At 48.6% G+C, this 989-nt stretch carries 1 pseudogene; it reads left to right on the top strand.

What is annotated here, in order from left to right:
* Positions 1-44 precede the first annotated feature (44 nt).
* A pseudogene (locus tag VVR41_RS10675) lies at positions 45-989 on the top strand (LGFP repeat-containing protein); the annotation flags it as partial.

The following is a 989-nucleotide window of genomic DNA, read 5'->3' as shown; positions in this document are numbered from 1 at the left end:
ACTAGTAGAACAACTCCTTGTTTCACTCTCATCTAAGGACTGCCATGAAATCTTTCTCACGCAAACTACTTGCTTTCGTCGCAGCAAGCTTATTAATCAGTACCACTCCCGGCACTGCAGTCGCGCAATCATCACTTCTGGGATCATCGATTCGCGATGAACAACAATCAAAAATTCAAACATCTGAAACGCCGTCTGCCGACAACGATTTTTACCCCTCTGATCACCGTGATACGACTTCGCCGCAAGTAGTCGATGGTCCATTTGCTCAGTGGGGAATCCCAACCCCTCCAGGGGCAGAAGGATATGAAGTCAACCAAGCCACAAATGAAGAGCTCAACCCACAAGGGCTGAAAGAATGGCATCCGACTTCTAATCCCAACAGTGAAGTTATTCCTGGTCAAATGCGCTCCGACAGAGAAGAAATTCCTGCCGGTATCGACAAGAACGAAGCCGACAAGGCAGAAATACGAGAAGCACAACTTGCCAACCCTGATACTCCAACGCTGAATGCTCGGCCGGGGTGTAAAGTGTATTGGCCTTCTCCCTTTGAAGTATGCGGTTTAATTAAAGAAAAATACGATAAGGTAGGCGGCCCAACGAGCTTCCTTCTTTTGCCAAAGTCTAAGGAGCTTACCAATCCAGATGGAATAGGAAAGCGTTCTGAGTTTGTCAATGGATATATCTATTGGCACCCCAAGACAGGAGCACATACAGTTAGTCTCCCAGTAGCTAAAGTCTGGCAACGCCATGGCTGGGAAAAGGGCTTCCTTGGGTACCCCACTACCAGCGATATGGCTTTAGGAAACCAGTGGTTTAAACAAGACTTCCAAGGTGGACATGTCTACACTCACAATGCATTGCCGGCCACTCAGGCCAGCATCCAAGGCCGGATTTATGACAAATGGCAATCCATGGGCGCCCAAAACAGTGAACTCGGCTACCCCATCAGTGATGAGCTAACCACCTCTGACGGTGTCGGACGCTAC

Source organism: Corynebacterium sp. LK2510 (assembly GCF_040946405.1).
In the GTDB taxonomy this organism is placed as follows: Bacteria; Actinomycetota; Actinomycetes; order Mycobacteriales; family Mycobacteriaceae; genus Corynebacterium.
This window is presented reverse-complemented; position numbering and strand designations above follow the sequence as displayed.